The following is a 285-nucleotide window of genomic DNA, read 5'->3' as shown; positions in this document are numbered from 1 at the left end:
GTGCGGTCGCCCTTGCCGATCCAGGCGCGCACGCGGTCGCCCACGCGCAGGTTTTCCTTCGGAATCAGCTGGTCGCGGCGCAGCAGCGCTTCGACACGGCCCGACTCGACGATGAAATTGCCCTTGTCCATGCGCTTGACCGTGCCGGTCATGATGCTTTCGCCGCGCTCGAGGAAGTCGTTGAGGATCTGCTCACGCTCGGCGTCGCGCACCTTCTGCAGGATGACCTGCTTGGCGGCCTGCGCGCCGATACGGCCGAATTCCACCGACGGAACCGGCTGCTCG

At 66.3% G+C, this 285-nt stretch carries 1 protein-coding gene; it reads right to left on the bottom strand.

Annotation, left to right across the window (positions count from 1 at the left end; translation table 11 throughout):
• The coding region (locus tag LDO54_RS39155; protein ID WP_436975471.1) for a NusA N-terminal domain-containing protein at window positions 1-285 on the bottom strand (285 nt) is incomplete at both ends.

Origin of the sequence: Paraburkholderia tropica, from assembly GCF_914484835.1 — a bacterium.
GTDB classification, from domain to species: domain Bacteria; phylum Pseudomonadota; class Gammaproteobacteria; order Burkholderiales; family Burkholderiaceae; genus Paraburkholderia; species Paraburkholderia tropica_A.
This window is presented reverse-complemented; position numbering and strand designations above follow the sequence as displayed.